Annotated in this window: 26 protein-coding genes; 14 read left to right on the forward strand and 12 right to left on the reverse strand. The window is 55.2% G+C overall.

Annotation, left to right across the window (positions count from 1 at the left end; all coding sequences use genetic code 11):
- Positions 1-66 precede the first annotated feature (66 nt).
- Genes ATO67_RS13085 through ATO67_RS23120 form a run of 3 tightly spaced genes read right to left on the reverse strand, consistent with a single transcriptional unit; the run spans position 67 to position 1,622 of the window.
- Complete coding sequence (locus ATO67_RS13085; protein WP_042616207.1) at positions 67-372, reverse strand: integration host factor subunit beta; 306 nt, start codon at positions 370-372, stop codon at positions 67-69.
- Positions 373-398: 26 nt separating this feature from the next.
- Positions 399-1,352 (reverse strand): signal peptide peptidase SppA, encoded by a 954-nt coding sequence (sppA, locus tag ATO67_RS13090; RefSeq protein WP_067649592.1) that lies wholly within the window; start codon positions 1,350-1,352, stop codon positions 399-401.
- A complete protein-coding gene (locus ATO67_RS23120; protein WP_157940944.1) occupies positions 1,353-1,622 on the reverse strand; it encodes a hypothetical protein in 270 nt (89 codons plus the stop codon).
- On the opposite strand from ATO67_RS23120, the gene lptC reads away from it, so the two are divergent.
- From lptC to ATO67_RS13125, 7 genes are all read left to right on the forward strand, one after another.
- Positions 1,598-2,263: an LPS export ABC transporter periplasmic protein LptC gene (lptC, locus tag ATO67_RS13095; protein WP_067649595.1), complete on the forward strand. Its 666-nt coding sequence runs from the start codon at positions 1,598-1,600 to the stop codon at positions 2,261-2,263. The two genes, ATO67_RS23120 and lptC, sit on opposite strands and share 25 nt — an antisense overlap.
- Before the next feature lie 13 nt (positions 2,264-2,276).
- Complete coding sequence (locus ATO67_RS13100; protein WP_067649598.1) at positions 2,277-2,852, forward strand: LptA/OstA family protein; 576 nt, start codon at positions 2,277-2,279, stop codon at positions 2,850-2,852.
- Between the two features lie 67 nt (positions 2,853-2,919).
- On the forward strand, positions 2,920-3,675 hold the full coding sequence (gene lptB / locus ATO67_RS13105; RefSeq protein ID WP_173645938.1) for an LPS export ABC transporter ATP-binding protein: 756 nt from the start codon (positions 2,920-2,922) through the stop codon (positions 3,673-3,675).
- Positions 3,676-3,857: 182 nt separating this feature from the next.
- Complete coding sequence (gene rpoN, locus ATO67_RS13110) at positions 3,858-5,405, forward strand: RNA polymerase factor sigma-54 (protein ID WP_067649600.1); 1,548 nt, start codon at positions 3,858-3,860, stop codon at positions 5,403-5,405.
- A 223-nt stretch (positions 5,406-5,628) separates the two neighbouring features.
- A complete protein-coding gene (gene hpf, locus ATO67_RS13115) occupies positions 5,629-6,204 on the forward strand; it encodes a ribosome hibernation-promoting factor, HPF/YfiA family (RefSeq protein ID WP_067649602.1) in 576 nt (191 codons plus the stop codon).
- 81 nt (positions 6,205-6,285) lie between these two features.
- Positions 6,286-6,747 (forward strand): PTS IIA-like nitrogen regulatory protein PtsN, encoded by a 462-nt coding sequence (gene ptsN / locus ATO67_RS13120; RefSeq protein WP_067649605.1) that lies wholly within the window; start codon positions 6,286-6,288, stop codon positions 6,745-6,747.
- Between the two features lie 58 nt (positions 6,748-6,805).
- Positions 6,806-7,864 (forward strand): dienelactone hydrolase family protein, encoded by a 1,059-nt coding sequence (locus ATO67_RS13125; RefSeq protein WP_210176125.1) that lies wholly within the window; start codon positions 6,806-6,808, stop codon positions 7,862-7,864.
- Between the two features lie 47 nt (positions 7,865-7,911).
- On the opposite strand, the gene grpE is transcribed toward ATO67_RS13125, so the two are convergent.
- Together grpE and hrcA are read right to left on the reverse strand one after the other, a co-directional pair.
- On the reverse strand, positions 7,912-8,547 hold the full coding sequence (grpE, locus tag ATO67_RS13130; protein WP_067649610.1) for a nucleotide exchange factor GrpE: 636 nt from the start codon (positions 8,545-8,547) through the stop codon (positions 7,912-7,914).
- Positions 8,548-8,661: 114 nt separating this feature from the next.
- Positions 8,662-9,750: a heat-inducible transcriptional repressor HrcA gene (hrcA, locus tag ATO67_RS13135; protein ID WP_067649612.1), complete on the reverse strand. Its 1,089-nt coding sequence runs from the start codon at positions 9,748-9,750 to the stop codon at positions 8,662-8,664.
- A gap of 161 nt (positions 9,751-9,911) precedes the next feature.
- Here hrcA and rph point away from each other — a divergent pair, with 161 nt between their 5' ends.
- Genes rph through hemW form a run of 3 tightly spaced genes read left to right on the forward strand, consistent with a single transcriptional unit; the run spans position 9,912 to position 12,494 of the window.
- The gene (rph, locus tag ATO67_RS13140) at positions 9,912-10,628 is read left to right on the forward strand and encodes a ribonuclease PH (RefSeq protein WP_067649614.1); all 717 of its coding nucleotides are present in this window, start codon (positions 9,912-9,914) and stop codon (positions 10,626-10,628) included.
- Positions 10,629-10,644: 16 nt separating this feature from the next.
- Complete coding sequence (gene rdgB / locus ATO67_RS13145; protein ID WP_067649617.1) at positions 10,645-11,289, forward strand: RdgB/HAM1 family non-canonical purine NTP pyrophosphatase; 645 nt, start codon at positions 10,645-10,647, stop codon at positions 11,287-11,289.
- Positions 11,289-12,494 carry a radical SAM family heme chaperone HemW gene (hemW, locus tag ATO67_RS13150; protein WP_067649872.1) on the forward strand — a complete coding sequence of 402 codons (1,206 nt, stop codon included), beginning with the start codon at positions 11,289-11,291 and terminating at the stop codon, positions 12,492-12,494. The genes rdgB and hemW overlap by 1 nt, the downstream gene beginning before the upstream one ends.
- Before the next feature lie 9 nt (positions 12,495-12,503).
- On the opposite strand, the gene ATO67_RS13155 is transcribed toward hemW, so the two are convergent.
- The gene (locus ATO67_RS13155) at positions 12,504-12,845 is read right to left on the reverse strand and encodes a metalloregulator ArsR/SmtB family transcription factor (protein WP_425352206.1); all 342 of its coding nucleotides are present in this window, start codon (positions 12,843-12,845) and stop codon (positions 12,504-12,506) included.
- Between the two features lie 97 nt (positions 12,846-12,942).
- Between ATO67_RS13155 and ATO67_RS13160 the strand changes: the two genes are divergently transcribed.
- Together ATO67_RS13160 and ATO67_RS13165 are read left to right on the forward strand one after the other, a co-directional pair.
- A complete protein-coding gene (locus ATO67_RS13160; RefSeq protein WP_067649619.1) occupies positions 12,943-13,440 on the forward strand; it encodes an SRPBCC family protein in 498 nt (165 codons plus the stop codon).
- Positions 13,437-13,943, forward strand: a complete 507-nt coding sequence (locus tag ATO67_RS13165) for a hypothetical protein (RefSeq protein WP_067649621.1) — start codon at positions 13,437-13,439, stop codon at positions 13,941-13,943. Before ATO67_RS13160 ends, ATO67_RS13165 begins: the two co-directional genes overlap by 4 nt.
- A gap of 60 nt (positions 13,944-14,003) precedes the next feature.
- Here the strand turns inward: ATO67_RS13165 and dnaA are convergent, their stop codons facing one another.
- From dnaA to mutM, 4 genes are all read right to left on the reverse strand, one after another.
- On the reverse strand, positions 14,004-15,473 hold the full coding sequence (gene dnaA, locus ATO67_RS13170; protein ID WP_425352213.1) for a chromosomal replication initiator protein DnaA: 1,470 nt from the start codon (positions 15,471-15,473) through the stop codon (positions 14,004-14,006).
- Between the two features lie 872 nt (positions 15,474-16,345).
- The gene (rpsT, locus tag ATO67_RS13175; RefSeq protein ID WP_067649628.1) at positions 16,346-16,612 is read right to left on the reverse strand and encodes a 30S ribosomal protein S20; all 267 of its coding nucleotides are present in this window, start codon (positions 16,610-16,612) and stop codon (positions 16,346-16,348) included.
- A gap of 251 nt (positions 16,613-16,863) precedes the next feature.
- Entirely contained in the window at positions 16,864-17,637 is a 774-nt protein-coding gene (locus tag ATO67_RS13180; RefSeq protein WP_067649631.1) for an enoyl-CoA hydratase, read from the reverse strand.
- 18 nt (positions 17,638-17,655) lie between these two features.
- Positions 17,656-18,546 carry a bifunctional DNA-formamidopyrimidine glycosylase/DNA-(apurinic or apyrimidinic site) lyase gene (gene mutM, locus ATO67_RS13185; protein WP_067649633.1) on the reverse strand — a complete coding sequence of 297 codons (891 nt, stop codon included), beginning with the start codon at positions 18,544-18,546 and terminating at the stop codon, positions 17,656-17,658.
- A 147-nt stretch (positions 18,547-18,693) separates the two neighbouring features.
- Here mutM and ubiE point away from each other — a divergent pair, with 147 nt between their 5' ends.
- On the forward strand, positions 18,694-19,470 hold the full coding sequence (gene ubiE, locus ATO67_RS13190; RefSeq protein WP_067649635.1) for a bifunctional demethylmenaquinone methyltransferase/2-methoxy-6-polyprenyl-1,4-benzoquinol methylase UbiE: 777 nt from the start codon (positions 18,694-18,696) through the stop codon (positions 19,468-19,470).
- A gap of 37 nt (positions 19,471-19,507) precedes the next feature.
- Complete coding sequence (gene ubiB / locus ATO67_RS13195) at positions 19,508-21,082, forward strand: 2-polyprenylphenol 6-hydroxylase (RefSeq protein ID WP_067649636.1); 1,575 nt, start codon at positions 19,508-19,510, stop codon at positions 21,080-21,082.
- Between the two features lie 12 nt (positions 21,083-21,094).
- On the opposite strand, the gene ATO67_RS13200 is transcribed toward ubiB, so the two are convergent.
- Together ATO67_RS13200 and recR are read right to left on the reverse strand one after the other, a co-directional pair.
- The gene (locus ATO67_RS13200) at positions 21,095-22,360 is read right to left on the reverse strand and encodes a lytic murein transglycosylase (RefSeq protein WP_067649639.1); all 1,266 of its coding nucleotides are present in this window, start codon (positions 22,358-22,360) and stop codon (positions 21,095-21,097) included.
- Between the two features lie 14 nt (positions 22,361-22,374).
- Complete coding sequence (gene recR / locus ATO67_RS13205) at positions 22,375-22,980, reverse strand: recombination mediator RecR (protein WP_067649642.1); 606 nt, start codon at positions 22,978-22,980, stop codon at positions 22,375-22,377.
- Between the last annotated feature and the right edge of the window lie 7 nt (positions 22,981-22,987).

Genomic DNA, 22,987 nt, shown 5'->3' on the forward strand with positions numbered 1-22,987 from the left:
GGGTCTTCAGACAAACCTGCATCGACGTCAGATAGGAGCTTCAATGCTCCGTCTCAACCACCACGCTCAGTCTTCATCTTCGACGTCGCTCATGCCCGGGTTGAGGCGTTCACGCAACTCTTTGCCCGTCTTGAAAAAAGGAACCCATTTTTCTTCGACAAAAACGGACTCACCGGTGCGCGGGTTGCGTCCTGACCGCGAGGGGCGATTCTTCACCGAGAAAGCACCGAAACCGCGCAGCTCGACACGGTTGCCCGCTGCCAACGCATCCGTAATCTCATCCAGCACAGCGTTGACGATATTTTCGACATCACGGTGGTAAAGGTGAGGGTTATGCGCAGCAACGATCTGCACCAGTTCAGACTTAATCAAAGTTGCCCCCTGAAAGAATTGGCTTTTTATCGGTCTCTAACCTGCCAAACCGAAACAAGACCGTCAAGAAACAACTTGTCGGCCCCCAGTTGGCGAGGCGCATCGAATGGCAGAAATTCATCATAGCCGAGCAGTTTGACGATCCCGGCAAGACTGAACAGGCCGAATGGCGAGCGCTTCGAAGGTGCGGTCCATTCCACGATCGGCAGATCCTTGGCCACCTTGCGGGTCTCGAAATAGCCGCGGATTTCTTTTTCGCCACCAAGCGTGTCGATGAGTTTGGCAGCGACGGCCTGACGACCGGTGAAAATGGAACCATCAGCGAGCTTGAGAACGTCTTCTCGCGGCAGCTTGCGGCGATCTGCAACAAGGTCCACGAACCAGCTGTAGCTATCCATGACCATGTTGCGGATCATGGTTTTTGCTTCTTCCGGCGGCTCGTGAAAAGGCGAAGGTTCTGCCTTCATCGGCGATGATTTGATCTCCTGCAGGGATACGCCAAGCTTATCGAGAAGAGGACCAACCTGCGGATACTGGAAAATCACGCCGATCGATCCGGTGATGGACGTATCGCCCGCAATGATCGTGTCGCCCGCCGTGGCAATCATATAGCCGGCAGAAGCCGCCAGTGTGCGCACGTCAGAGACAACGGGCTTCTTTTCGGCCACGGCGCGAATGGCTTTGAAAATCCTCTCGCCGCCATAAGTCGTGCCGCCGGGTGAGGAAATGGACACGATGAGCGCCTTGGCGCTATCGCTATCGGCAATCTTCTGCAGTCGCTCTAGAAGCTCGGTATCATCCTGGATGATGCCGCTGATCTCCACACGTGCTATGTGCGGACGCATGCTTTGCGTGGGCTCTGAGAAGGCGAAACGATAGATGGCGAACAAACCTGCAACGAGAAGCAGGACGACCGCGACACGCCAAAATGTCAGCTTGCGCCGCAATTGCCTACGATCTGCGATTGCCATTTGATCCATTTATTCACCTTCGATGAAACCGGTAACAGCTTCTAAAAGCCAGCCATATGAGCCTTGTAGCCACCTCTTGCAAGGAAACAAACGGGAAAGCATCGTTTTGATAAAAATATCGCGGCTCTTGCGCTCGTTCAGAGAAAAACCATATTGGCAGAGCATGGCCGTCGTGCCAAACACAACAAGAAATATAGATGGCGTCGCTTTTAACCCTTCTGGCTGCGACGAACCTCGCTTCGGACCCTTAAAAAATGCTTGAACGACTAAGCCAGCCAACGCCCGGTTTTCCCTTGTCCAACGGACATGCGCGCGCCTATGACGTTGCTTTGCGCCATTCCTCACGCGTCAAGAAACTGAGAGTTATTCTCCCGCTTGGAGCAGCCATCATCTCGCTGTCCTTCATCGCAGTATCGCTGGCCCGTACGTGGTTGCCGGACGAGGTTTCACTCCAAAGCGCGACGGTGGAAAACGGCAAGATCGTGATGGAAAAACCAGCACTTGCCGGGCGTAACAACAAGGGCTTCGATTATTCCATGAACGCTGAACGGGCATTGCAGGATATTGCCAGCCCCAACCTCATGACACTGGAAAATGTGCTGGCGGCGGTGCCGATGAATGATATTGTCGCACAAGTTGTCGCGCAGGAAGGGATCTTCGACCGGGCGACAAACCAATTGCAGATGATTGCCCCCTTTGACATCAATCTCAGCAATGGCATACAAGCTAAGTTCCAGTCTGCAAATGTCGACCTTAAAGCCGGAACGATGGACAGCAAAATGCCTGTTGCCATCACGACCAAAGAAGGTTCCATTAACGCCGATAGTTTACAGATCGCAGATAATGGCAAGACAATTACATTTTCGGGGCAGGTACGAGCTCGTATAGCTGCATCGACCATTCAGAACGCAGGCAAGTGAGAGCCCGACCCAGATGATGCAGATTTTGCGCACAGCCCGTTATACCAACGCCGCCTGTTTTGCAGCCGTTGCTCTTGCATGTCTCGCAGGCCCTGCGGCCGCACAGAGCACGACGAGCAGCATGGAAGGCTTGAAGCTTTCCAACGACCAGCCGATTGCCATTGAGAGCGATCAGCTGGAAGTTCGGGACCAAGAGCACAAGGCTTACTTCACCGGCAACGTCAAGGTCGTTCAGGGAACGACGACTTTGCAGGCAGGCAAGATGACAGTGCTTTACAAAAGCAAGGGCGAAGGAGCGGCCGCGAACTCATCCATCACCAGCGGCGGCGCCGACATCGACAAGATTTTCGTAGACAACTCCGTTTACCTGACCTCTGGAACGCAAAAAGCGACCGCTGATAAGGGCGAGTTCGACATGGCGGCGCAGACATTCATTCTTTCGGGAAAACAGGTCGTCCTTTCTCAGGATACCAATGTCTTCACCGGGTGCAAATTGACGGTCTTCATGACAACCGGGCAGGCGAAGCTGGAAAGCTGTGGCGGGCCAGTGCGCATCATGCTCGACCCGAAATCGCAGAAAAAGCAGTAGTTCGTATCCCGTGAAGATCCAATCCATCTCAAAGCTGTTTGGCGCTGGCGCCGCGCGCTCATCCGAAATTGATGGCGATGCTGGCGACAAGTCGCGCTATGAAGGCACCTTGATTGCTCAAGGCTTGACGAAGACCTACAATACGCGCCGCGTCGTCAACGGTGTGTCGCTCGTCGTTCGCCGTGGTGAAGCTGTTGGCCTTCTTGGACCAAACGGTGCCGGCAAGACGACCTGTTTCTACATGATCACCGGCCTCGTTCCTGTCGACTCCGGCAAGATTGCCATCAATGGCAATGATGTTACCAACATGCCCATGTATCGCCGTGCGCGATTGGGCGTAGGCTATCTGCCACAGGAAGCATCCATTTTTCGCGGATTGACGGTCGAAGAGAATATCCGCGCCGTTCTGGAAGTCCACGAGCGCGACGAAAAAAAGCGAAATCGCAAGCTTGATGAACTCCTGGAAGAGTTCCATATCTCGCAATTGCGCAAATCGCCAGCAGTCGCTCTCTCTGGCGGTGAGCGCCGACGGCTGGAAATTGCCCGCGCCCTGGCGACGGACCCGACCTTCATGCTGCTGGACGAGCCTTTTGCTGGCGTTGACCCTATTTCCGTTAGCGACATTCAAAACCTAGTGCGCCATCTTACAGCGCGCGGCATCGGTGTTCTGATCACTGACCATAATGTGCGCGAAACATTGGGCTTGATCGACCGAGCCTACATTATCCATGCCGGTGAAGTACTGACACACGGCCGCGCGTCGGAGATCGTCAACAATGCTGACGTTCGACGCCTGTATCTGGGTAATAATTTCAGCCTGTAACGGGCGAGATATAAAAATAGCCACTCAAAATATGCAGGCGGCAAAGATTCTTCCAACTCTCTCAACAGTTGAGCTTGACCAAACAAGAATAAAAAGCAATTTTTGGGCCAGTTCAGACTTTGCCGCCTGGAATTTTAGAAAATACGGGTGATAAAGGGGTTTATGGGAGTTTAGCGTCCACCATGGCCTTGTCCGCCAGTCTATTGCTGCGTCAGAGCCAGTCTCTGGTCATGACCCCGCAACTGATGCAGTCCATCCAGCTGCTTCAGATGACGCATATCGAACTCACGCAATTCATCGCGCAGGAAGTCGAAAAGAATCCTCTGCTTGAAATAGTGGCAAATGATAGCGAGTTAGGCGGCTCTCCCGCTGCCCATTCGGAGGGTTTTGATGAATCCAGCCCGGCTCCTGAGCAGTTTGCCGAGAGCCCGCCCGATCCTGAAGAATGGTATGGAGACCGGGCGAGCAGCCTGAACGAACAGCTCGATACGAGTTTCGAAAACGTTTTCCAGGACGATAGCGCGCAGTCAAAGGCGGACGCACCTGAGCTCATCGGCCAATGGAAGTCCATGCCGGGTGCAGATTCCGCGGAGGCTTATGATCTCGATGACTTCGTCGCCAGCAAGCTGACCCTTCGCGACCATATCGGCCAGCAACTGCCCTTCACGGTCTCCTCGCCCCGAGACCGTTTGATTGCTGATGCGCTTCTCGATCACCTGGAGGAGACCGGCTACATACCTGCAAAGGCGCTGGATGATGTTTCGGATCAGCTGGGTAAAGCCATTGGCGACGTTGAAAACGTTCTCACTCTTCTGCAGACACTTGATCCACCTGGTATTTTTTCAAGGACGCTTTGTGAATGCCTCTCCATTCAGCTTGCGCAAAAAGACCGTCTTGACCCGGCAATGCGTGCATTTGTCGGTAATCTCGAGCTTCTGGCCAAACGCGATTTTGTCTCGCTCAAACGCCTGTGTGGCGTTGGCGAAGAAGATCTTCTGGATATGCTGGCCGAAATCCGTTCGCTCAATCCACGGCCCGGTGCAGGTTTCGAGACCGGAATTTCGGAAATCATTGTTCCTGATATCATCGTCAGACCCGCAAGCGATGGCAGTTGGCTCATCGAGTTGAACCCGGAGACCTTGCCGCGTGTACTGGTCAACCAAACATATTTCTCACAGGTTTCAAAAATCAAGGCGCGCGGTGGCGAGGACGGTGAGTTCCTGTCCGAATGCATGCAAACCGCCAGCTGGCTGACCCGCAGCCTTGACCAGCGCGCCAAGACGATCATGAAAGTGGCCAGCGAAATCGTGCGTCAGCAGGATGCTTTTCTTGTGCATGGCGTTGATCATTTGCGTCCGCTCAATTTGAAGCAGGTGGCTGATGCCATCAAGATGCATGAGTCCACCGTGAGCCGCGTCACATCGCGCAAATACATGCTGACACCCCGCGGGTTATTCGAACTCAAATATTTCTTCAGTGTTTCCATCGGTTCGGTTGAGGGGGGTGATAGCCACTCCGCGGAGGCGGTGCGCCATCGCATCAAGATCATGATCTCGCAAGAAGCACCTGATAGAGTTCTGTCGGATGACGAAATCGTCGAAAACCTGAAAAAAAACGGTGTTGATCTGGCGCGACGAACAGTCGCAAAATATCGTGAAGCGATGAATATTCCCTCGTCCGTGCAAAGGCGGCGAGAGAAAAAAGCAATGGCCAAAGCTGCGACCGCCTAACCAAATATTAATATATTTCAAACTGTTAATAATGTTAATTGACTCTTCATGCCGCCAAGGCTAGAAGCTCGCCGCACGGGTGGCAGGGGGCCATCAACGTTAAAGTGTTCGTTGTGCCAAGGTACCAAACCGGAATGAGACCGAAAGAGTCTCGAAACGCTTGGATGAGCGCTTGGCTTGACGTAAGCTGGTATACGCAAATCACTGAAGAAGGAAAAATTCCATGAGTGTGCGTGTATCTGGTAAGCATATGGATATCGGCGAATCGTTCCGTCAAAGGATCGAGGAAAACATCAGCCTGGCCATTACCAAATACTTTGACGGGGGGTATTCCGGTCAAGTGACTGTAGAGAAGTCGGGGCCACGTTTCTCGAGCGACTGCAAAATCCATCTCGATACAGGGGTTGTGTTGCATGCTGCGGGCGAGGCCAACGATCCACAGGCAAGTTTCGATGCGGCAGCTGCGCGAATTGAAAAGCGGCTTCGCAGATACAAGAGAAAGCTGAAGGATCACCATAACGGTGCTTCCGCCAACAGTATTCTCGAAGAATTTCCCTACACGGTCATGGACGCCGTGCCGGATGAAGATGACGAAGTGCCTGAAGATTTCGCACCGACAATCGTTGCTGAAACCTCAAAGCAGGTGAAAACGATGACGGTCGCAAGTGCGGTGATGGCGCTTGATATGACAGACGAGCCGGTGTTGCTGTTTCGCAGCCCTGCCAAGGAACTGAATATCGTTTACCGCCGTAACGATGGAAACATCGGTTGGATCGACGCGGCGACGATAAAGAGCTGAAGAGTCTGACAAAGCGAAAGGAAGTGCGCCCCGCACGGGCCGCACTTCCTGATCGTTTCGATGACATGAAGGATAAAGAGAATGGCGTTGGCAGATTTGCTGCAACAAGATGCAATTATTCCCGCCCTTAAGGTCAATTCCAAAAAGCAACTCCTTCAGGAACTGGCGGCGAAAGCTGCGCGGATCACTGGAGTGCCGGAACGGGAAGTTTTCGACGTCATATTGCAGCGTGAGCGGCTTGGCTCGACAGGTGTCGGCCACGGTATCGCTATTCCGCATGGAAAACTGGCCAGCATCAACTCCATCGTCGGCGTCTTTGCACGCCTCGATAATCCTGTTGATTTCGAAGCGCTAGACGACCAGCCGGTCGACCTCGTCTTTCTTCTACTAGCACCTGAAGGTGCTGGCGCTGATCATCTGAAAGCGCTTTCCCGTATTGCCCGTGTACTGCGGGATCCTGAATTGGTAGCCAAGCTTCGTGCCACTGATTCGGATACTGCCATCTACACCTTCCTCAATCAGGAACAGGCAACCGCCGCCTGATATGGCTGGCGAAGACCCAACCAAATCTCCAAACGTGGCACACAACCAGACGCGCGGCGTGAGCGAAGACAACCTCCCTGTTTTTGCGCCCGCGCTGAAACAGCAGATGGCCTTTTCATTAGGCTGGTCTGAGCGGGTAACAAATCTTCCTCGCTGGAAGGAGATTGCTCGCGCCAAACTATGGGAACTTACCCTCCAAAATCCGATACAGACGGATTTTGCCTCCGAAATTATAGATGAGGTGGATCGCGGAGCTTATGTCGCCCGCAAGGTGGCGTTTAATCTTACGAACGACAGTCGCGTCATTGCATTGTTGCTGATGCCGAAAGGCACAGGCCCGTTCCCTGCTGCCGTGATGTACCACGACCATGGGTCGATGTTCGATATCGGCAAGGAAAAGCTGATCAAAAGCTGGGATGACGAGGCCAGGCTACAAACGTCCAAGACATGGGCGGAGAGATTTTTCTCTGGGCGATATCCGGCTGACGCGCTTGCCCGCCGAGGTTACGTCGTGCTGGCAACAGATGTATTGGGCTGGTCCGATCGTGGGCCACTAACCTATGATGCGCAACAGGCGCTTGCGGCAAATTTCTTCAATATGGGAAGCTCTCTGGCCGGTCTCATGGCGTTCGAGGACACGCGGGCAGCAGATTTTCTGGCGAGCCTACCGCAGGTCGATCAGCAGCGGCTAGCGGCGGTTGGCTTCTCCATGGGTGCATTCCGGGCATGGCAGGCCGTAGCGCTGAGCGACAGGATCAAAGCGACCGTAGCCGTCAACTGGATGGCGACGGCAGAAGGGCTGATGGTGACGGGAAACAATCAGTTACGGGGCGGATCCGCGTGGCACATGACCCATCCGGGCCTGCTGCAATATCTGGACTACCCCGATGTTGCGAGCCTTGCCGCACCAAACCCGATGCTGATCTTCGCCGGAGCGACGGATACACTCTTTCCCCCTGCATCGGTAAAAGACGCGTTCGAAAAAATGCGGTCAGTTTGGGAAGCATGGAACGCGCTGGATCGCCTCGAAACCAAACTATGGCCAGGCGGTCATGTCTTTACGGCTGATCAACAGGATTATGCCTATGACTGGCTCAATCGCCAATTCGGCATGTAACGGGTCCATCATTCCAGCTAACAGTTGGAATGATGGACACTGTTTCGTCAGGCGTCCTTCTCGTTGACGCTGCTGGTACCGGGTTCCGCTGCTGCTTGCGCTTCGCCCTTCGGGCCGCCCTTGGCAACGCCCACCATCGCAGGACGCAGAACGCGATCGCCAATTGTGAAGCCAGCTTGCACCACTTGCACGACCGTATTGTTCGGGACTGCCGTATTTGGAATCTCAAACATGGCCTGATGGAAATTAGGGTCGAATTTTTCGCCTTCGACAGTCATCTTGCGCACGCCGTGGCGCTCGAGCGCCGAGAGCATCGACCGCTCGGTCATGTCAACGCCTTCGATCACACCGGCGATCGCAGCATCAGCGTTTTCTTTCAGCTCTGGTGGAATGGTTTCCAAGGCTCTGCGCAGATTGTCTGAAACCGCCAGCATATCGCGGGCAAAGCCAGAGACGGAGTAGGCTTTCGCGTCCTTCACCTCACGCTCGGTGCGGCGGCGTAGATTGTCCATTTCTGCGGCGAGGCGCAGAAATTTGTCACGCAAATCTGCATTTTCTGCTTTCAGCACCTCAACGGCATCAGGCTCGGCCTGCTCGGGCGCATCGTTCTCAACTGTTGCACCTTCGGCTCCCTCGTCAACGAGGTCCGCGTCAGGTCCGGCTTTGTTGGTCTTATCGGTCATGACGTTACTCCAGCTTTGCATATGTTCATGGCTTGCGCCCGATATCGAACTTTGCCATGCGAAAATCAAGGCTTGCGGGGAAAAGCGCCACTTTTTCGACCAGTGTTTTTAGAATCAGCGCCGTTTGTTCGAAAGCCGAGCCATGATTTGCGCGGTATAATCCACCATGGGGACGATGCGTGAGTAATTCAGCCGCGTCGGACCAATGACGCCGACAGCCCCAACCACCCTATTATCATCGTCTCGATAGGGTGCAACGATAAGCGACGAACCCGATAGTGAAAAGAGCTTGTTCTCAGAGCCGATGAAAATCCGGACGCCGGAACCGGTTTCGGCCAGATTGAGAACTTCGATCAGATTGTCCTTGCGCTCCAGATCATCGAACAGCAGGCGAACGCGGTCGATATCCTCCTCGCCAGCCAGCCCTTCCAGAAGATTGGATCGTCCGCGCACAATCAGACGGCCCAGCTTGTCCTCATTATCGCCGGACCAGACCGCCAGCCCACGCTCCACCAGATCCTGCGCCAAAGTGCTAAGTGCGGTTTGAAGCTCGGTCTTCTGTTGCAAAAGTTGCGTGCGCAATTCCGGCAAGGTCTGGCCCGACAGATGCGCATTGATGAAGTTTGCCGCTTCCGTGAGTTGTGACGAGGTAATGCCGGCAGGCAGGTCGATGATGCGGTTTTCAACCTGATTGTGATCACCCACCAGAATGGCAAGGCCTTTGGTCGGCTCCAGCCGAATAAACTCCACATGCTTCAACACAGCATCGCTTTTGGTCGTCAGAACGAGCCCCGCGCCCCGCGACATGCCCGACAACATGCGGCTGGCTTCTGTCAGTAACCCCTCAATGGGCTGCTCACGTCCGGAAACAGGGCCAATCTGCCGATCGATGCTGGCGCGTTGCTCCTCTGGCAGGTCACCCACCTGCATGAAAGCATCCACGAAGAACCGCAGCCCCGTCTGTGTCGGCAGGCGGCCTGCGCTGATATGCGGCGAATAGATAAGCCCCAATTCCTCCAGATCGCTCATCACGTTGCGCACGGATGCAGGAGACAGCGACATGGGCAACACGCGTGACAGACTACGTGATCCCAGCGGTTCGCCGTTTTCGAGGTAGCCTTCAACGATGCGGCGGAATATTTCGCGCGAACGATCATCCAGAAGCGCACCCGGTTCTTTTCCGATTGGAGGAGAGATGCTCATTGCGTCCGTTCTTCATCCCGTCAGTTCATCAATGGAATATAGTCGCTCGTGCGCTTAAGTAAAAACGGAAATTCCGTATCTGCCTTGCGCGTACCCGCTTTTCCTTTGCAAATCGGTCGGCGCAGCCTTAGAAGGCGGAGATCAAAACGGAGACGAACCATATGCGGCCTTCAGGCAGAAAAACCGATCAGATGCGCAAAGTTTCCTTTGAGCGCAATTTCTCCAAGCACGCAGAGGGTTCCTGTCTGGTCAAATTTGGCGATACGCACGTTCTCGTCACCGCCAGCCTTGAAGAAAAGACGCCACCATGGCTGCGCAACAGCGGCAAGGGCTGGGTCACTGCCGAATACGGCATGCTGCCCCGCTCGACCCATGAGCGCATGCGCCGCGAAGCCGCTTCCGGCAAGCAGGGTGGCCGCACACAGGAAATCCAGCGTCTCATCGGTCGCTCATTGCGCGCCGTGGTCGATCTTCAGGCGCTGGGTGAGCGCCAAATCAGCATTGACTGCGATGTCATTCAGGCAGATGGCGGAACACGTACCGCCTCCATCACCGGCGCATGGATTGCCCTTCACGATTGCTTGAAATGGATGGAAACCCGCAACATGATCAAGGTCGAGAAGGTCCTGAAAGACCATATCGCCGCCATTTCCTGCGGTATCTTCGCCAGCCAGCCGGTGATCGATCTCGATTACTTGGAAGATTCCTCGGCCGAAACCGACGCGAATTTCGTCATTACCGGCTCCGGTGGCATCGTTGAAATTCAGGGCACGGCCGAAGGCGCACCCTTCAGCGAAGACGAATTCCTTACCCTGCTCGGTCTTGCCAAGACCGGCTGTGCGGAACTCGTTGAGCTACAAAAGCAAACGATTGCCTGAGCGAGGACGCCAAACCATGCGCAAACTCGACACCAGAACCATCGTCGTTGCCAGCCACAACAAGGGCAAGATTGCCGAAATTGCCGATCTGATCGGTCCTCTCGGCTTTTCTGCAAAGTCTGCGGCAGAGTTGAATTTCGCCGAGCCCGATGAAACCGGCACGACCTTCGAGGAAAACGCCGCCATCAAGGCACTGGCGTCTGCGCACGCCTCAGGATTGCCCTCGCTTTCCGATGATAGTGGTCTGGTGATCGATGCACTTGACGGCGCACCCGGTGTCTACACCGCCAATTGGGCAGAGACGGCAGACGGCACGCGTGATTTCGACATGGCAATGCAGAAGGTGGAAGACGCCTTGCAGGAACGCGGCGCGACTGATCCTTCCGCCCGCACATGCCGCTTCGTCAGTGTTCTGTGCCTGGCTTGGCCCGATGGGCACACCGAATTCTTCCGAGGCGAGATCGAAGGCGCGGTTGCATGGCCGCCGCGTGGCGCCAGCGGTTTCGGTTACGACCCGATCTTCCGGCCGGAAGGACATGAGACAACCTTCGGCGAGATGACAGCCGAGCAGAAACATGGCTGGAGGCCCGGCGATGCCCAGGCCCTGTCCCACCGCGCCCGTGCGTTCAAGACATTCGTCGAAACCTGTCTGGACGCATGATGATCGATTTTGGGAGCAGGTTCTCCCCTGCCCCCGACGCGACGATGTTGCCCGATACCGGCGAGCCCGGTTTCGGCATTTACGTGCATTGGCCCTTCTGCGCGGCTAAGTGCCCCTATTGCGATTTCAACAGCCATGTCCGCCATAAGCCGGTGGATCAGGAACGGTTTGTTGCTGCTTTCCTTCGCGAGATGGAGACGATGCGGCAATTGAGTGGCGCAAAGGTCGTCACAAGTGTTTTTCTGGGTGGTGGCACACCGTCGCTGATGAATCCGCAGACCGTTGGCGCCATTCTGGATGGCATCGCCCGTTTCTGGCATGTGCCCGATGGCATCGAAATCACCATGGAAGCCAACCCCTCCAGCGTCGAAGCCGAGCGTTTTCGGGGCTATCGCGCCGCTGGCGTCAACCGCGTGTCGATGGGCGTGCAGGCGCTGAACGACCGCGACCTGAAATTTCTGGGCCGCCTGCATGATGTGGCGGACGCGCTGAAAGCCATCCGGCTGGCCCGCGAGATTTTCCCGCGCATGTCTTTCGACCTCATCTACGCCCGCCCGAACCAGACGGTGGACGAATGGGAAAAGGAGCTTGTTGAAGCCATTTCCTATGCCGTCGATCACCTGTCGCTCTACCAACTGACCATCGAGGAAGGCACCGCCTTTTATGGTCTGCACAAGGCTGGCAAGCTGATTGTGCCGGATGGCGATCAATCCGCTCTGCTCTACGAGGCCACGCAGGAGATCACCGCCCGCCATGGCATGCCCGCCTATGAGGTGTCCAATCACGCAATGCCCGGCGCGGAAAGCCGCCATAACCTCACCTATTGGCGCTACGGCGACTATGCCGGTATCGGCCCCGGCGCGCATGGCCGCCTGACCAAAGGCGGCACTAAACTCGCGACCGCCACGGAGCGTCACCCGGAGACGTGGCTTGAGGCTGTCGAGCGTGATGGCCATGGTATTCTGGATCAGGAAGTGCTGGGCGTCGAAGAACAGTCGGACGAACTGCTGCTCATGGGCCTGCGTCTGCGCGAAGGCGTCGACCTTGCCCGCTGGAGCGATCTTTCCGGTCGTGACCTCGACCCGGACAAGGAAGACTTCCTGCTGCAACACGGCTTTATCGAGCGCATTGGCAATTCGCGCCTGCGCTGCACGCCATCCGGCATGCTGATACTGGATTCGGTGGTGGCTGATCTGGCGTGCTGATATAGTCCGTTACGCGGACGTCTCAATCGTATCCTTGTCTTTTGCCTTGCGGGCAATCTCCGCGCTTTCACGCCGCAGTGGCGCGCCGATAGGGCAGATATCCTGCACGAACCCGGTCAGGCTGTTGGCAAGCGTATCCGATACCTGTCGATAATAAACATACTTGCCCCGCTTTTCAGACGATACCAGCCCCGCATGCTCAAGCAATTGTAAATGCTGCGAAATCGACGGTTTCGACATCTCGAAACGCGCCGCGATATCACCTGCATTCATCTCGTGATGGGCGACATAGGCAAGAATTTTGCGTCTGACTGGAGAGGCAAGCGCCTCGAAAATCAACTGAATGGACATTTCTCCTCCTATCATTAATCAATTAGACAATCAACTAACTGTTGACAGGATTATAATTAGTTGATTACCTAATTGTAGAAATGAAAGAGATCAGATCATGCATATTCATTCCCAATGGGTTTTCAATTGCGCTCCCCATCACATCTGGCCGCATTTTCTCCATGCCAAAATGGACAGCTCCAAGCCTTTCCTGTTTCGCTTCGGCATTCCCAAGCCCGTCAGTTGCAAGGTTCTGGAAGGATACGGCGCGCTCGGCAACACCCGCCAGTGCACGACGGATCGCGGCACCATCGACCAGAGCATTCTCGATTATGTACCCAACCAAAAGCTTCGTTACCGCATGATCGGCAGCACCGTCTGGTGCAAGGACTGGATCGGCAATCTGGAGGGTGAATTCACCTTGGCTCCCATGGGGCCGAACCTCACCCGCGTCGAGCGCCGCAGCGAATTTGTCGCGCACGGATTATTGGCACCGATCAAGCAACTGGCACTCTGGATCGCCTTGAAACAGGCCCACCGCTATGCCTCGAAGAACTGGCGCAGATTGAGCAGCGAGGTACGAGACGCAGAACAGCAGCGGAAGGTTGTGCCATGAGGGATCTCCCACCATCGCACATCGTGGCCCGTGTTATATACTGTCTGGAAATTCTGTTCTTCGCAGCGCCCTTCTACCTGACCTACGGTCTTGCGGCCGTTATCAGCGCTCCCTTTGCGGGCTTGCTTATCCTGTTCAGTCCGGTTTGGTTTACGGCGTATCTGTTCGATGCAAATGGTGAGGTAGGGCGGGCTATTCTCGGAATTGTCGTCGTCATTGCAATAGCAACTCTGTCCTGGACCGGTGCGATCGCCCTATGGAAATTCGCAATGCTCTCGTACATTTATGTTTTCAAGGGCACGCAAGAGCTATTGAAACACCGGCGTGACTTTCGTATCGGCCTTTACTGCGGTATTGCGCCGCTCGTTTTCACCACGCTTTTCATGGCTTCCATTGTCGTCAGTGACGGTGGCTGGGCAAGTTTGCCCTTTGCCATGATTGGCGGCGGTCTGATGCTGTTCCCCGTCACCCATCTCTGGATCGCGATGAGCGGTGCAAAATGATAAGTCCAGAAAAAGTCTCACAAAAGCAGAAACGGCCAAGTTTCCTTGGCCGTTTTGTCGTCAGGCATTATTTTCGTTGATTAACCGCTTCAGCAACTCGACCTCGTGGCCGAGTTTCGTATCACCGCCGATCAATTCTTCGATCTTGCGCACGGCATGCAGAACGGTGGTGTGATCGCGTCCGCCAAACCGGCGGCCGATTTCCGGGAAGGACCGTGGCGTCAGCATTTTGGCAAGATACATGGCGATCTGGCGCGGCTTGACGATAACGCGGGTGCGGCGGTTGGAGACCAGTTCCTGGCGCGAGACATTGTAGTGTCTGGCGACTATGCGCTGGATGTCTTCGATGCGCACGCGTTTTGGCTCACCAGTGCCCACGAGATGCGCCAGAAGTTCGTCCACGCGCTCCACCGAAAGGTTCGGCTCGAAGGAGCGGCGAAAGATCAGCTGGTTGAACGCGCCTTCCAGTTCACGGCCACTGGCCGTTACGCTGCGGGCAACGTGAGACACGATTTCTTCCGGAATATCGAAAGCTGGGTCTTCCTGACGGGCGGTCGCGATACGCTGGGTCAGCATTTCGTGACGCATGTCATAATCGGGACCTTCAACTTCGATGGCCATACCACCCTGAAGACGCGAACGAACGCGCGGATCGAGCGATTCCAGTTCCCATGGCGCGCGGTCTGCGGCCACAACGACCTGTTTGGCGCTGTCCAATAGCATGTTCAGCAGATGGCAGAACTCATGCTGGATCATCTTGCCCTGAAGGAACTGCATGTCATCGATCACAAGAAGATCGATATTGCGCAACGTGTCTTTCAGCGTCAGTGCATCATTGTCACGGATTGCAGTCGCAAAACGCCACATGAAATATTCTGCTGTCAGATAGACCACACGCGGATTGCGTGGGCTGTCGATGGCAGCATTGGCGATGGCCTGCAAAAGATGCGTCTTTCCAAGACCAACGCCTGCGTGAATGAAGAGCGGATTGAAACGCACGGCGCCTGCACCGGCTTCGGCAATCGTCTTTGCAGCTGCCAGAGCCACGCGATTGGACGAGCCTTCGACAAAGGTGTCGAAGGTGAAGCGGCTATCGAGCGGCGATCCAAACAACGGACCAGAGCCCGAATGACGGGTCGCGTGACCGGATTGCGATGCGCCTGAAATCTGCCCGTTTGAAGAGGGCTGTGGCGGAATGAACGGCTTTGCACGCTGGGCTGTCGTTGCCGCGTCGGATACGGGCTGCAAACGTTCTTCGACCGGAGCTGGCCGTGCCGGGCGGCTTGCCGAACGCACCAGAATTTCCACCTTCAACACATCCGCATCCTCGCTCTGGACGAGCGTCGTGATGAGATCGATATAACGGTTGTTGATCCAGGACTTCAGAAACGTCGTCGGTACGGTAAACCGCACGACGCTCTTGGAAACGGAATGAAGCTTGAGGCGTGCAAACCAGCTTGCATAAACTTCCGGTCCGACCTGTGCCTTCAACCGCGCGCTAAAACGTTCAAACAGCGCGTCATGCTTCATATCCTGCTTTTCCCCTAAGATATCAGTACCAGCTGCATCACATGCCTTTGGCGTGCGGTCCCCACTTGCCACCGCACCCATCACCAAATTCAATTGCATATTGCCGCCTTTCAAATTGCCAATCATAGCCCGACGAACCAACGTCCATCAGGGATACCCCTCGTTTATTATTCCCTCTCGGACATTCCCCTCGAAAGATATGTCCTCAAGTCATTTGTATCACCGCGAGCCGGTTATCCCATTTCCTCTTCATCATGGAGAGGCCTGCGATTACTCAACAACTACTCCCACAACACAACTTTAACATACGCCTACCAAGGCACAGTTCTACGTTTCTGCAACCCGATGGATTGCAGCCAAACTGGCTCCGATACCTGAAAAAACGAACTCTAACAGAACTCGTCCACAAGAAGCATTTGCCTTCGATACTCAAGGATCGAGATAGCTTGTGGATAGAAATCCTTGCCCCTTGTCGAGATGCATTTAGGCAGGATCGTGTGTCGAGATCAATGGCGATTTTTCTGCGAAACCTTCGATCGGGCATTGACTCACTCAGACCATTTTGCATCGTTTAAGCGGCGGTCCGGAGAATCTGTTATGAATCAATGAGATTCAATTTCGAAGGTTTTCCACGGGCCGATTTGGCCGAAAAATAAAAATTAGCTTGACTCGATAGCTAGGCACCCTTCCGTAGCGTAAAGCTGGCGCCTTTTATTAGACCTTTTGTAAGTATTTGTTTTTGTTGATATTTATCCGTCATCGCTCTGACGCAGAAGTGTCATGCTAAAAGCTAAAATATTAACAGCGAAGAAAAAACAAAAAAAGCCCGGTCATAACGACCGGGCTTTTTATAATAATTTGTATTAGCCGGATTAGGCTGAAAGTGCCTTAACACGCTGTGCCAAACGAGACACTTTGCGATCTGCCGTGTTGCCTGGCATGACACCGCGCGTTGCGGCGCGCTGGATCTCAGGCTGTGCTACCTTCAGGGCTTCAGTCGCGACTGCGAGATCACCGGTTGCGATGGCTTCTTCGACCTTGCGGATGAAACCACGAACGCGCGAACGGCGAGCCTTGTTGACTTCAGTACGGCGAGCGATCTTGCGAGTCGCCTTTTTCGCCGAAGTTGTATTGGCCATGTATGCCTCTCTTCGAATTCAAACCAAAATCCGCAACCACAGGATCAGGTCTATCGAAGACCTCGCGTTCCAAAGAGTGCGGGAGTAATTGGAACAAGCCGGATGGCTGTTCCTAACCTTGGGCGGGCATATAACCCTAAAGCCGCTGCCCGTCAACGCGCATTTTCATCAAAAACGCTGATATTCCGAATCTGCGCTTCGATCTGACAGAAAAAAGCGGCGTGATTTTCTGTCAGATTCGTAGACTGAGACTAGCGGTTTTGAAAGGCGGGTTTTCTTTTTTCCACAAAGGCCACCATGCCCTCTTTCTGATCCTGCGTCGCAAAAAGCGACTGGAACAGACGGCGTTCAAACCGCAGACCTTCACTCAATGACACCTCGAAAGAACGGTTGATGCTTTCCTTGGCCATCAACACCGAGGCGCGAGAGAGTTTTGCGATGGTGCTTGCTGCTTCCAGCGCCTCGTCCATTAACCGCTCTTGCGGCACGATACGGGAAACCAGGCCTGCCCGCTCTGCTTCGGCAGCGTCCATCATTCGCCCCGTGAGGACGAGGTCCATGGCTTTGGCCTTGCCAACGGCCCGTGTCAGCCGCTGTGAGCCGCCCATGCCCGGGATGATGCCCAGCGTGATTTCCGGTTGGCCGAATTTTGCACTGTCGGATGCGATAATGAAATCGCACATCATGGCAAGCTCGCACCCGCCGCCCAGCGCAAAACCTGAGACGGCCGCAATGATGGGCTTGCGGCTGGCAGCCACCTCATCCCAACCACCTAGGAAATCTCCAAGATAGACATCTACAAAATCCAGTGACTGCATATCTTTGATATCGGCACCCGCGGCGAATGCTTTCGGAGAGCCGGTGATAACAACGGCGCCGATGGAATCATCGGCGGAAAACGACGTCAATATATGACGTAATTCCTTGAGAAGGGTCGAGTTCAACGCATTCAATGCCTGCGGGCGGTTGAGCGTGACGATACCGACGGCCTCGCGCTTTTCGACAATCAGCGTCTCATAATCCATGTTGAGGGTCCTCTCCCGTTATTTCTGGCAGGCAGCGCAAAAGAATGTGGAACGCCCCGCCTGCACGATGCGCTCGATTGTACCCCCGCATTCCGGCGTGCGGCAAGCATGGCCCTGTCTGTCATAGGCGGAAAAGGAATGCTGGAAGTAACCGAGCGTTCCATCTGTTTGTATGTGATCGCGTAAGGATGAGCCACCTGCCGCAATTGCGTCGGTGATCACGTCCCGGATTTTCTGGGTCAATTCGACAAGCTGGGCCTTCGGTTTACCTGTTTTCGTCACCAATGTACCAGCGGCGCGCAGAGGTGAGAGGTGAGCACGCCACAGCGCCTCGCAAACATAGATATTGCCCAGCCCGGCAATCACTTTCTGGTCCAGCAACGTGCTTTTCAGCGGCTGGCTTTTGCCACCGAAGCGGCTTGCAAGATAGTCGGCGCTCAACGCATTGCCGGTCGGTTCCGGCCCCAGTCCCACAAAGGCTGGGTAAAGATCGATATTAGACCGGTCCACAAGGTGCATGAAACCGAACCGGCGTGGGTCATTATAGATAACGCGCGCAGCCCCTTGGGCACCTCGCAAATAGAAGATCACATGGTCATGCTTTCCGTCCTTGGAGCGTGGATGATGAAAATCTCCGGGCGTTTCTACTTCAAGCGGGCTCTCTATGCGAAATGACCCGGACATGCCCAGATGGGATATGATCGTCAGCCCGCCCTCCAGCTCGATCAGCAGATATTTCGCCCTTCGCCCAAGAGAGATGATGCGCTTTCCCTCGACCAACTCCGAGAAGCCCTGCGGAAACGGAAAGCGAAGATCGGGCCGCCCGAGCTCCATCTTCTCGACCACGGCCCCTTCCATAGTTGGTGCAAGACCACGTCTGACGGTTTCGACTTCGGGCAATTCTGGCACTGGAGTTTATCCCACATGTTTGTCGCGGCGGTCTTGTGATCGAAAGCCTGCGGGCATACATGTCGCAGGCACTTTGCACCGCAACAGATAGCGTTGCATCCACCTTTCCGCTATGGTCCGTAACGCAATTAATGATGGAGACCGCTCATGACCGAAGCCCGCACGACTGCCGATGGCGGCATGGAAACCTCTTATGGCTTCCATAAGGTCGATGAAGGCCAGAAGCAGGGCATGGTCAACGAGGTCTTCCACAAGGTCGCCAAGCGCTATGATATCATGAACGACGTCATGTCGGCGGGTATGCACCGTGCCTGGAAAGATGCGATGATTTCCGCGCTGAACCCGCGCAAGGATGCCTCCTATAAGACGTTGGATGTCGCTGGCGGCACCGGCGATATCGCCTTCCGCATTATCGAAGCCTCCAATCGGCTGGCGCACTCCACCGTTCTCGATATCAACGGCTCGATGCTGGCCGTCGGTGAAGAACGGGCAGCAAAAAAGAAACTGTCCGAAAATCTGACCTTTGTGGAGGCTAATGCCGAAGAGTTGCCGTTCGAGGCAAACAGTTTCGATGCCTATACGGTCGCGTTCGGAATTCGCAACGTACCGCGCATCGATGTGGCCTTGAGCGAAGCGCACCGGGTTTTGAAGCGTGGCGGGCGTTTATTGGTGCTGGAGTTCTCCGAAGTGGACATGCCGCTTTTGGACAAGGTCTATGATGCGTGGTCGTTCAATGCCATTCCGAAGTTCGGCAAGATGATCACCGGCGATGCGGAGCCCTATCAGTATCTGGTGGAATCCATCCGCAAATTCCCTAATCAGGATGATTTCGCCGCGATGATCCGGGCGGCCGGTTTTTCGCGCGTCACATACACCAATTATACCGGTGGCATCGCCGCCCTTCATTCCGGTTGGAAGCTCTGATCAATATGGCGTTTGAGAGCAGGAAGAAGACATTCGCATGAGCACTCTTGGCGCTTATTTCCGACTTGCAAAGGTCGGCTGGGTTCTCGTGCGGGAAGGCGTCGTGCTTGCTCTGCCATCAGAAGACCTGCCGCCATCAGCGAAATTCGCGAAAGCTGTTCTCAAGCCCTTCGCCCGCAACAGAGCTAAGCGGGCCGACCGCCGCGACCGTCTGGCGACAGCAGTGGAAAGACTGGGGCCTTCTTATGTGAAGATGGGCCAGTTTCTGGCTACGCGTCCAGACGTAGTGGGCAATGACTTCGCCGACGATCTCTCGCGTTTGCAGGACCGCATGGCGTTTTTCCCGAATGCAGCGGCAAAAGCGAATATCGAGGGGTCGTTGGGACGTCCCATATCCGACCTCTTCCTCGAGTTCGGAAACCCTATCGCGGCGGCCTCGATAGCACAGGTTCACCCAGCCATTGTGCGCACCCCTACCGGACAAAAGAAGGTCGCCGTCAAGGTCATTCGTCCTGGTGTCCGGCAGCGTTTCCAGAACGATCTGGAGGCTATGTACCTTATTGCCGATCTCCAGCAACGTTTTATCCGCTCTGCCCGCCGTCTACGTCCCGTTGAGGTTACCCGCGCGCTGGAGCAGACCACCAAGATCGAAATGGATCTTCGGCTGGAAGCGGCTGCCTTATCCGAGATTGCCGAGAACACCCAAAATGATCCCGGCTTTCGGGTGCCTGAAGTAGATTGGGAACGCACGGGCCGCGATGTCGTCACCATGGAATGGATCGACGGCATCAAGATGTCGGATGTCGCGGCGCTGAAAGCTGCCGGTCACGACCTCAATGCTCTCGCCGATACACTTATTCAGTCTTTCCTGCGCCATACGTTGCGCGATGGCTTCTTCCACGCCGACATGCACCCCGGCAATCTGTTCGTTGACCCGCAAGGCATGATTGTTGCCGTGGACATGGGCATTGCCGGGCGGCTCGGCAAAAAAGAACGCAGGTTTCTTGCAGAAATTCTCTATGGCTTCATCACCCGCGATTACATGCGTGTGGCGGAGGTGCATTTTGAAGCGGGATATGTTCCCGGCCATCATGATATTGCAAGCTTCGCCCAGGCCATCCGCGCCATCGGCGAGCCAATTCACGGCCAACCCGCCGAAACCATCTCCATGGGTAAACTCCTCACCCTTCTGTTCGAAGTGACCGAGTTGTTCGACATGGAAACGCGCCCGGAACTGGTGATGCTGCAAAAGACAATGGTCGTGGTCGAGGGCGTGTCGCGCATTCTCAATCCGCGCTTCAACATGTGGAAGGCGGCAGACCCCGTTGTCAGCAACTGGATTCGTGACAATCTAGGCCCTAAACGCATCGTCACCGACCTGAAGGATGGCTTGAAGGCCGCGGTCAAACTCGCAGAGGCCGCACCTGAGATCGCTGCCAAGACAGAAAAGCTGCATGCCGATCTGGTTTATATGAGCGAACACGGCCTGCGCTTCGATGAGCGGACGGCCGAGGCAATAGGCAAGTCGGAAGCCCGCCATACTCGTTGGGCGCGAGTAGCGCTTTGGGTCATTGCACTGACCCTGATTTTTATCGCCATCAGGATCAGTTGAGACGACAACGATTCATCGCAACTTGGTTTTCAAAGATGCTTCAGGAAAGCATGTTGGCCGTATTCCGTTTTTTGCTTGCCAGTCACCCAATGAACGGCGCGTCTTGAAGCCTGCCAACCCGTCGGCTTTGCCGACGTCATAGCCTTTGGCGACGAGTGCCTTTTGCATGGCAAGCACGTCAGATCGCAGCATGGAGCCGACATCGCCCCATTTGCCCTGAAACGGCCCCGCACCATAAGCGATGCGATCTGCCAGATTGCCAATGAAGAGTGCGTACAGGTCGGAGTTATTATATTCCTTGATGACGTAGAAATTGGGCGTAACAACGAACTCAGGTCCATTGCGTCCGGCAGGCACCAGCATCATGCCATCCGCGCTCAAGTCATTGGCGGGGAATGCTTTTCCAGAGATGCGAGTAATACCCAACTTGGCCCATTCGGCCACGGGGCGTGCGAGATCGGGCCCTTCCTGTGCACACGATACATCGTCTGGTATGGAAACTTCAAAGCCCCAGTCACGATTGCGTTGCCAGCCGCGCGTGGAAAGATAGTTGGCGATGGATGCCAGCGTATCCGGCACGGAGTTCCAGATATCGCGACGGCCATCCCCATCGAAATCCACGGCATATTTCAGATAGCTTGAGGGCATGAATTGCGGCTGACCGAGTGCGCCTGCCCATGAGCCCATCATTTTCGACGCTGGAATATCGCCGCGCTCCACGATCTTCAGGGCATCGATCAGCTCGACGCGGAACATCTCCTTGCGGGTGGATGTATAGGCTTTCGTGGCCAGCACGTCAATCACGGCATTGGGCAGCTTTGCCCGCCCGAAGCCGGATTCACGACCCCAGACGGCGATTAATATATTGCCGGGAACGCCATATTTTGCCTCGATGCGCTTTAACGTTGCGGCATGGGTCGCTGCGAGCGAGCGCCCTGATGCTGCCAGCCCCTGCAAACGCTGCTCGGAAAAATAGGCGCCGGGCGAGGAAAATTCCGCCTGGCTTTGCGCCTGTTCGCTGGGTGGCTTCTGGCCGGGAATAATGAGGTCGGGCAGTTTCCAGTTGATGGAAAGGCCTGATAGTGTCGCATCAATCGTTTTCTGGGAAATGCCCGCTTTGCGCGCCTCCGGCCAGATTTCCTTTTTCAGCCATGCATTGAACTCGGCATCATATTTTGCGGCGGCGGCACCCGTTGGAACTGTTTGAGAGGATGCTGTTCCTGCGGAAAATGCGCAGATGATCGCGGCTAGAGCCGGGCCGATGAAACGTGGGCGCATGCGTCTTCCTCTTCTTAAATGACCGTGCGGGCGCGAAGTGCCGCTGTCAAAGTACCTTCGTCCAGATAGTCAAGTTCACCCCCGACTGGAACGCCGTGCGCTAGACGGGTGATCTTGACACCGAGACCCTGAAGGCGGTCCGTTATATAGTGCGCCGTCGCTTGCCCTTCGACCGTTGCATTCACCGCGACGATAATCTCCTTGATACCGCCAACGCTCACGCGCTCTATCAAACCCTTGATGTTCAAATCTTCCGGTCCAACACCATCGAGCGGTGACAGCGTCCCGCCCAGCACATGGTACGCGGTATTCATCGCACCAGACCGTTCCAGTGCCCAGAGATCGGACACATCTTCCACGACGATGATGACCGTTTGGTCACGTCGATCATCGGTACAGACTGTGCAGGGGTCCATCGTATCGACATTGCCGCAACGCGAGCAGACCTTGACCTTGTCATAGGCCTCACCCATGGCATGACCAAGCGGTCCAAGCAGTTGCTCTTTCTTTTTTATGAGATGCAGCGCCGCGCGTCGCGCGGAACGGGGACCTAGTCCCGGAACTTTCGCCAAGAGTTGAATGAGTTTTTCGATTTCGGGGCCGGTGACTCGTTTTGCCATCCGCTGC

It is taken from the genome of Agrobacterium bohemicum (genome assembly GCF_001562555.1).
GTDB classification, from domain to species: Bacteria; Pseudomonadota; Alphaproteobacteria; order Rhizobiales; family Rhizobiaceae; genus Agrobacterium; species Agrobacterium bohemicum.

Excerpts from the sequence above, each read along its gene's own strand:
- sppA (WP_067649592.1), bottom strand. The coding sequence starts at position 1,352 with ATGGATCAAATGGCAATCGCAGATCGTAGGCAATTGCGGCGCAAGCTG.
- lptC (WP_067649595.1), top strand. The coding sequence starts at position 1,598 with ATGCTTGAACGACTAAGCCAGCCAACGCCCGGTTTTCCCTTGTCCAAC.
- ATO67_RS13100 (WP_067649598.1), top strand. The coding sequence starts at position 2,277 with ATGATGCAGATTTTGCGCACAGCCCGTTATACCAACGCCGCCTGTTTT.
- rpoN (WP_067649600.1), top strand. The coding sequence starts at position 3,858 with ATGGCCTTGTCCGCCAGTCTATTGCTGCGTCAGAGCCAGTCTCTGGTC.
- hpf (WP_067649602.1), top strand. The coding sequence starts at position 5,629 with ATGAGTGTGCGTGTATCTGGTAAGCATATGGATATCGGCGAATCGTTC.
- ptsN (WP_067649605.1), top strand. The coding sequence starts at position 6,286 with ATGGCGTTGGCAGATTTGCTGCAACAAGATGCAATTATTCCCGCCCTT.
- grpE (WP_067649610.1), bottom strand. The coding sequence starts at position 8,547 with ATGACCGATAAGACCAACAAAGCCGGACCTGACGCGGACCTCGTTGAC.
- hrcA (WP_067649612.1), bottom strand. The coding sequence starts at position 9,750 with ATGAGCATCTCTCCTCCAATCGGAAAAGAACCGGGTGCGCTTCTGGAT.
- rph (WP_067649614.1), top strand. The coding sequence starts at position 9,912 with ATGCGGCCTTCAGGCAGAAAAACCGATCAGATGCGCAAAGTTTCCTTT.
- rdgB (WP_067649617.1), top strand. The coding sequence starts at position 10,645 with ATGCGCAAACTCGACACCAGAACCATCGTCGTTGCCAGCCACAACAAG.
- hemW (WP_067649872.1), top strand. The coding sequence starts at position 11,289 with ATGATCGATTTTGGGAGCAGGTTCTCCCCTGCCCCCGACGCGACGATG.
- ATO67_RS13155 (WP_425352206.1), bottom strand. The coding sequence starts at position 12,845 with ATGTCCATTCAGTTGATTTTCGAGGCGCTTGCCTCTCCAGTCAGACGC.
- ATO67_RS13160 (WP_067649619.1), top strand. The coding sequence starts at position 12,943 with ATGCATATTCATTCCCAATGGGTTTTCAATTGCGCTCCCCATCACATC.
- ATO67_RS13165 (WP_067649621.1), top strand. The coding sequence starts at position 13,437 with ATGAGGGATCTCCCACCATCGCACATCGTGGCCCGTGTTATATACTGT.
- dnaA (WP_425352213.1), bottom strand. The coding sequence starts at position 15,473 with ATGAAGCATGACGCGCTGTTTGAACGTTTTAGCGCGCGGTTGAAGGCA.
- rpsT (WP_067649628.1), bottom strand. The coding sequence starts at position 16,612 with ATGGCCAATACAACTTCGGCGAAAAAGGCGACTCGCAAGATCGCTCGC.
- ATO67_RS13180 (WP_067649631.1), bottom strand. The coding sequence starts at position 17,637 with ATGGATTATGAGACGCTGATTGTCGAAAAGCGCGAGGCCGTCGGTATC.
- ubiE (WP_067649635.1), top strand. The coding sequence starts at position 18,694 with ATGACCGAAGCCCGCACGACTGCCGATGGCGGCATGGAAACCTCTTAT.
- ubiB (WP_067649636.1), top strand. The coding sequence starts at position 19,508 with ATGAGCACTCTTGGCGCTTATTTCCGACTTGCAAAGGTCGGCTGGGTT.
- ATO67_RS13200 (WP_067649639.1), bottom strand. The coding sequence starts at position 22,360 with ATGCGCCCACGTTTCATCGGCCCGGCTCTAGCCGCGATCATCTGCGCA.
- recR (WP_067649642.1), bottom strand. The coding sequence starts at position 22,980 with ATGGCAAAACGAGTCACCGGCCCCGAAATCGAAAAACTCATTCAACTC.